The sequence below is a fragment of the Lactobacillus sp. M0396 genome (genome assembly GCF_016101625.1).
GTDB lineage: Bacteria > Bacillota > Bacilli > Lactobacillales > Lactobacillaceae > Lactobacillus > Lactobacillus huangpiensis.
The window spans coordinates 345,345-352,267 of sequence record NZ_JACFQE010000002.1 but is presented as its reverse complement, the minus strand read 5'-3'; the positions used below and the strand labels follow the sequence as shown (position 1 = coordinate 352,267).

Sequence of the window (6,923 nt, the reverse complement as noted above, 5' to 3'; positions counted from 1 at the left end):
TCAAACTAAAAGGACTAACTCCGCTTGAATATCGGCAATTAGTCCTTAGTTAGCAGCTAATATAAAGTGTCCTAATTTTAGGGTTCACATCACAATAATGCTTAATGCCTTTTTGTTGGTCTAAAAGAATCGTTCTTACCAGATTCTTTATGTTTTTATAGCTATAATTCTTAATTACCATATTTTTGAGTCTTTTAGTGATTTTTATTTGTTTACTTATAAGCTTTTTGACTGCAGTGTCCCGGCTAAGTATAAGTTTTGATCCATTATCAAACTTGAACTGTATTTTATATTGGGATTGTCCTTTAGTAATAACAATAATTTCTTTGTTTAAACAAAGCGTGAATGATCGAAAAATTCATAGCCATTTTTTTGAAAATTACCTGAACGATATTTACCTGCCAAATCGTATATACCGCTAGATATAAATTCACTTATTTTTCATTACACCACGGTCATATAGTATATTTTTAATTCGGTCACTCATTATTGTTTCCCCCAAATTTCCATAATTTCTTTAACTCCTCTTAGATTATGATACATAGCCTTATCAGAACCATAAACACCCTGGATAGTTTGTTTTTCACCGTTAATATCAAGTTTCTATTCTTTGGATTGTAACATATTTAATAGATCTCCTGCTCTTTCATTTAAATAGATTGCAAAAGCATTAGGCACTCTTACTGACAAACTTTCAGGTGGCTTAGCTACAATAATATCCCAAATTTTATCCTTCAATTGCTGACATACATTGTTTGCTTTTTAATTTTCTTCGTTTAGCCAGTAAATTCGACCATCATCCGTTCTCTTTAAAAGATGATTTTCAATCAAATCTCGCCTTCTGGTAACATAATCTGACACAAAATGCATTAAAATCAGGTTTACTTCCTGTTCAGAATATTTTTTAGCAGGATCAAATTTAGTTGCCAAATATTGTAAAATCAGCAACCGGTTCTTAGCCTTACCAGGCCAAACTTTAACAACTCCATCATCATCAATATAGCGCATTAATACTTCTTTATTCTTCATTTTCTCCATTTAAATTAATTATCCGATCAAATAATGATTTTTCAGTGGCAGAAATTTTATGAGCCACTTCAATCACAGCCATGTTCGACTGCTTTAACAGTGTTTTGTGAATTGCAAGTGACAGTTCTGGATCAAGGGCACTAGTAGCTTCATCAGCGAGCAATACTGGCCGTTCAGAGAGAAAAGCACGTGCAATTTCAATTCTTTGGATTTGTCCTCCGGATAAATTTGCCCCCTTTTCACCAACCTGATAATCCCAGCCTTTTTCATCCACGAGTTCAGTTAGTCCCGCCGATTCAACTGCTTTAGCCAAACTTTCTGGAGAAGCCTTCCGCCCCAGTAAAATATTAAACTTAATTGTATCATCAAAGATAAACGGCTTTTGGTTAACGTAACTGAAATTATCGTGGGCTTTGGTCCAGTTGCCAGTGACATCTTCACCATCAATATAAACATGACCTTCACTAGGTTTAATTTTACCTAACATTAAATTTAACAATGTAGTCTTTCCCCAACCACTTGGTGCCATGAGCAAGATTTTTTCATTAGGTGCTACGGTAAGATTAAGATGAGTGAAAATTTCTCTGCCACCTTGACTGTAAGTTGCATCTTCAACTTTCAAACCAGTAAACTGACCAGTTTTTGCATTTTTAGTACTGTCAGCTGAAAAAGACAAAGCCTGCTCTACTTTATCCCACATCGGCTTAGTAGATTTGATTGCATTCAATTGTTCAAAAATATTTACTATCGGGTTAATAAATTCATTGGATAGTTGCACTATCATAATTAAGGTACCAACACCAATCTGTCCTTGCAGCATTAAGATGGCTCCTACTAGAAACGGCAGTATAAAGCTAAAAATATCTGCAAAAGCCATAATGACTTCTCCCGCAGCAGCTTGTGTGAAGTTTAAGTTCTTTAATGCTTCTTCCATTCTTTTGGCACTATTAACCACTTTACTAATAGTCGAACTTTGGGCATCGTATAAGCCGACAGTCTGCGCTCCGTTTAACCCGTCATTCACACTCTGAGTGTATGCGATGTTATTTGTCTCCCAAACTTTTGCTTTTGCTTGAATTGTTTTGGTAAAAGCCCTTTGCACTAGTCCAGGAATTAAAGTAGTTACCATAAAAATTAAAGTTAAAATCCAGGAATTGATTAAACCAACTACTACTGATAGCAAAAAAGAAACTAATTCTGCAATGATCATTAGTTCATTTGTAGTCTTAGACGTCTCTATCTGTTTAAGATCGTTGGTCATCAGACTTAAACCATCCTTTTGTGAATCACTGCGCTGTTCAATCAGATAGCTCATCGTTTTGTCTTTAAGATAAACATTGACATCTTGAATAATAGCGCACTTGATATAACGGTACACAAAATTAGACAACATAATAATTAAGATTGTTGCGGCACCAATGCCGGCAATTCTAATTAAATTGCCACTGTCGCCTTGACGATATTGCGCTGCATTTAACATGATCTTAGTGACATATGCAATTACCACATTGCCAAATGCCATTACTATTGCTAAAAGTGTGTAGGCAACGAGTTTCCATTTAGGTGCAAATTTTAATGAAGATTGCATTTTTCTACTCCTTCTTTATTATTAAAACGGTTAAGATAAAACGGTTAAGATATTTTTTTGATTAAACATATTAAAGCATGAATTATTTTTCTCGCTTTTTTATTTCTCATATATGAGAAAAAAGTGCATAATATCTTAAAAAGGACGAAATAACATGCAGTCAGGAATTGAATTTAAACAATTAAGGAAAAAAACAGCATATTACGCTTAAAGAAGCAGCTAAAGGCATTTGTTCCATTCAAATGCTTTCCCGCTGGGAAAATAATCAAGGCCATATGGATTTTAACCGGGTATTAAAACTGTGCGAAAGAATTAGTTTATCGGCAACTGAATATATTGCACTTGCTAAAGTCGACCCAAAGGATCACATTGCCCAAATTTTAGAAGAGTCTTGGAATAACCACGACAAAAACTATTTGAAAAAACTGGCTCAAGCGGCATTAAATAAATACGAGTCAAGTCAAGATCCTTTTGACCTCGACTATGCAGCAATAGCCTGCAGTTTGTATTATAAAACTTCACAACACAACATCTTTCCTGTAGCCCAGCAAAACGAATTAAACCATCAGTTAAGTAAGATAACTGTTTGGGGTCATGAATTTCTCTCACTTTTTGCCAATGTTATCCCTATTATTAGTCCCAGAATCATTTACCAAATCTCTGTTCAGGTTATCAGTAATATTTCTTTTATTAAAAAAGTAGGAGAAGGTACATTTCATTTTGGTATAGCAGCTCTATCTGAAGCTGTAATTGGTTTAATTACAAATAGTCAGTTTAAATTTGCAGATAAACTGCTAACACCAATAAACCAGATTGACTTACCAGATAACGAAATGTTGTTAATTGTTGGGCGCAAATTTTTAAATGCAATTCTTACATTTCACAATACTGCCAATGATGAAGCAGCTGTCTCAATCATTCATTTTTTAACTAATATGGACATGCAAACTACGGCTGCTTATTTTCTGCAAATATTAAATCAGGTTAAAGCTTTAAACTAATCATAAAATTTATTAAATAAGTCTTCGATATCAATTCTTTCAACTGCGTATTGAATATCAGCTCTAACTAAGCTGGCTATAAGTTGTGTCAGCTTATCCTGCTCAATTTTTTCTAGAGGAACTAATATCAGGTTATTAGGCAAGGTTTCGTAGTCATAACCGGCTAGCAACTTAGTCGTTTCAGGGGTAGTCTGCATCTTTAAATACCGTTTATTTTGCTTTTTATTGTCTAAATCTTCGATGATGTGTCCTTTACCCATAAACAAGACCCTGTCAGCATATTGCTGCAAGTTAGACAAAAGGTGTGAAGCCATAATGATCAACTTGTTTTCATCCTTTAGTTTAAGAAGCATCTGTGAAATTAAAGCTACGTTCTGTGGATCAAGTCCATTCATTACTTCATCTAACAACATTACAGGAGAATCAGCTGCTACTACCATTGCAAAACAAAGTCGCTGTTTCATCCCCAAAGAATAAGTCTGCACCTTCTTATCCACATAATTTCCCATTTGCAAGTCATTAATGACCTGCCCGACTGATTTGACAGAATTGTGCCAAAGATCAGCGTATAAATTAAGATGATCTCGTCCAGTCATAAAGGGAAACAGGTCGCTTTGTTCAGGAAACGAGCATATTTCCTGGTGTAATTTAATCGTGTCTTTTTGTGTTTGATAACGTGTATTTTCATATTCAACAAACCCTTTTTGCAGTGTCAGATTATGCAAAATAACGTTGATCAAGGTCGACTTCCCCGTACCATTAGGCGCTACGAGACCAACGATCTCGCCCTGCTTAAATTCCAAGTTAACATCGTCTAAAACAACGTTCTTACCAAATGCCAATGTGACATCTTTTATTTTTAACATTTTAATCACCTCGTCTAACTAAAGGGATGCTTTTAATTTGCGTGAACAAAAACAGTAAAATTTCAATGACAAGTGCTAGACAAATGAGTGGCCCTAAGCCAGCAGTAAAGCCCCATCCGGGTGCATCCATCAAATAAGCCAAGTTGCCAGTAATACTGTCACCGATAGAAAAGTAAGTCATAGGCCATTTTTCCAAAAACGGGTAAACAAAACCCATGCCCAATGAGAAGTAAAGCATTTTCGCACTGATAGCAAACAGACTGCTAAGCATGCCGGCAACATATTCGTTACGCAAAACGATTGACAGCAGAATTGTTAACCTGATAAAGATAAACGAAATAATGATTGCAAAAATGATAAACTGCAAATAATACATACCTAGTGTTTCAGTCCTAAAGGTTGCTTTGAAGTTTATTTTGCCTAAATAATCAACAGTATTTAGTCTTAATGATCCCAAACCATATCTAGGTGCTATACAAAGAAGAGCAATTATCCCAGCTGCTACAAAGTCAAGCAAAGCCCCTACTTCAACGACTCCAGTTTTCAACCATAAAATGGTGCGTTTACTTAAAGGAATATTTTCCAAGACCGTATAATATTTCCTGTCATTAGTCACAATGTCTGCAGCAAAGAAACAAACTATCACTACCATGATTAAGACTGTCCAGCCAGAAAGTGAGTTTTGAATTACTTGTAAGGCTGTGCGTTCTTCCAAAATATTTTTATTCAGCTCTGTTTGCTTATCCTTTTTACCTGCTAAAAGTGCGTTATACAAGTGATACGTCCGTTGATAGCCAAAATGACCGTCCTGCTTAAAATTATCATTTTGATTGTACGCAGCTGGATACAAAAAGTTTTGGTTACCTTCTACAAAGATTAACTCGTCAATATATTGATAACGAGCACTGGCGTTTTTAGCATAAGCATCCCAGTCTTTTTTCTTTATAGCAAGCAATATTTTTTTATCATAAGATAAGACCTGTGGGTAAGTACTGACAGCGTCCACTGCCCCTTTGCTAGGAATATAATCATAACCTGGCCTCTTGGAATAAGCAATCTCTTGCCTCGCCACTTTCAGAAAGGCCGTATCGTCAATATATTCCTTTCCGATAGGTTTGGCATCGACCTGTTCAATTACCTGGCGGTTAGGCACACTGACCAGACTAAAATATAAAGACATAATCACAGTGGCAATAAACAGTCCAATATTTTTGGGATTAATCAAAAAAGCCTTCAACTGAAAGAGGAAATAACGCCATTTCATCGTGCAATACCTCCTTTATTAACCAGGTGTCTGAACCAGATGATCAAAATAAATGACCAAACTAATAGGATACAGCCGCTGGTGACAAGGTTTAGCCCTGCAAATCCAGTTTTACTTGCCACAGTGCCATTAAGCACATTATTAACATTTAAATATGCAGATGGCAGCCAAACAATAAATTTAAGCATTTTGGCAGGCAAATACGTTAATACATATAGAGCAATACCAATAAAGGTAGTGAGATATACATTTTTAGTCAACTGGTTAAGAAGTAAAGTTAAACTGGTCACAAATACTACCAATACTGCGGTATAAAGTAAAAAGAGCAAACAATCCAGCCAGACAGGGATTGCTATTATTTTATTAAAGTAAAAAACGTTAGGATAATTTAAACTGCGAAAGCCATTTCGTAAGCCGGCAAAAAGATATGCACCAACTAGTCCAATAAATAAAGGATCCAAGGCTAAAGCCAAATTGATCATGGTTTTGCCTTTAACCTCATCTTCTACACGATAAGGGATATTGCGTAAAACCGTATCATGATCCAACTTAACCATCCACACATCATTAGAAATAAGCAAAATATAAAAGAAAATAAAAATAGCCACAAAATTGAGAATATAGATTAAATACGTTGCTGATGCCTTTGAATTCATAACTGCAGGTATATGATGACGATATAGATATTTATACGTAACTAATCTTTGATGCAATTGATATTTGGGTGGAACATTCAATGTGCTGGCACCCAGATAATTATTGCGGTAGCCATCTAACATGGTTTGAAATAAAGTGATCGATCCGTCTAGATAAGTTTGCGGATCACTTAAAACTTCTCCATTTTGCAAACTGGCAATGCTGCCTTCCTGGGCGTTTAAATTGTCATAAGTCTCTTTATATTCTTGTTTGCGTAATAGACTGCTGTCAAAATAACTGATATTAACCTCAAGAGAATCATAGTATGAGCGCCACTGACGGTAGTTATCTCCCAAGTTTTGAGCTTTAACCACTAGTACAAAGAGAACCATGAATAAAACCAAAGCGCCCATTAACAGAATATTTTTCTTTGATTTGCGTGCAATATTAAAATTTGCCTTAAAATAAGTTCTCTTCATGGAAATGCCTACCTGATTTACAAAAATGAAAAGTAATTAACAATGATTTTATCATATTTT

General features: G+C 35.3%; 6 protein-coding genes. 1 reads left to right on the top strand and 5 read right to left on the bottom strand.

All coding sequences use genetic code 11. The annotated features are described in order from the left end of the window. Positions 1-762: 762 nt before the first annotated feature. Both H3T43_RS04130 and H3T43_RS04125 read right to left on the bottom strand, forming a co-directional pair. The gene (locus H3T43_RS04130) at positions 763-1,029 is read right to left on the bottom strand and encodes a DUF2087 domain-containing protein (protein ID WP_198212822.1); all 267 of its coding nucleotides are present in this window, start codon (positions 1,027-1,029) and stop codon (positions 763-765) included. Continuing rightward, positions 1,019-2,617 (bottom strand): ABC transporter ATP-binding protein, encoded by a 1,599-nt coding sequence (locus H3T43_RS04125; protein WP_198212821.1) that lies wholly within the window; start codon positions 2,615-2,617, stop codon positions 1,019-1,021. The genes H3T43_RS04130 and H3T43_RS04125 overlap by 11 nt, the downstream gene beginning before the upstream one ends. A gap of 275 nt (positions 2,618-2,892) precedes the next feature. On the opposite strand from H3T43_RS04125, the gene H3T43_RS04120 reads away from it, so the two are divergent. Continuing rightward, positions 2,893-3,618, top strand: coding sequence for a transcriptional regulator (locus H3T43_RS04120; RefSeq protein ID WP_198212820.1), 726 nt, complete (start codon positions 2,893-2,895; stop codon positions 3,616-3,618). Here H3T43_RS04120 and H3T43_RS04115 read toward each other — a convergent pair. Genes H3T43_RS04115 through H3T43_RS04105 form a run of 3 tightly spaced genes read right to left on the bottom strand, consistent with a single transcriptional unit; the run spans position 3,615 to position 6,863 of the window. Next, on the bottom strand, positions 3,615-4,484 hold the full coding sequence (locus H3T43_RS04115; RefSeq protein ID WP_198212819.1) for an ABC transporter ATP-binding protein: 870 nt from the start codon (positions 4,482-4,484) through the stop codon (positions 3,615-3,617). The two genes, H3T43_RS04120 and H3T43_RS04115, sit on opposite strands and share 4 nt — an antisense overlap. A 1-nt stretch (position 4,485) precedes the next feature. Further along, complete coding sequence (locus tag H3T43_RS04110; protein WP_198212818.1) at positions 4,486-5,748, bottom strand: tellurium resistance protein TerC; 1,263 nt, start codon at positions 5,746-5,748, stop codon at positions 4,486-4,488. Next, the gene (locus H3T43_RS04105) at positions 5,745-6,863 is read right to left on the bottom strand and encodes an ABC transporter permease (protein ID WP_198212817.1); all 1,119 of its coding nucleotides are present in this window, start codon (positions 6,861-6,863) and stop codon (positions 5,745-5,747) included. Before H3T43_RS04105 ends, H3T43_RS04110 begins: the two co-directional genes overlap by 4 nt. Positions 6,864-6,923 lie beyond the last annotated feature (60 nt).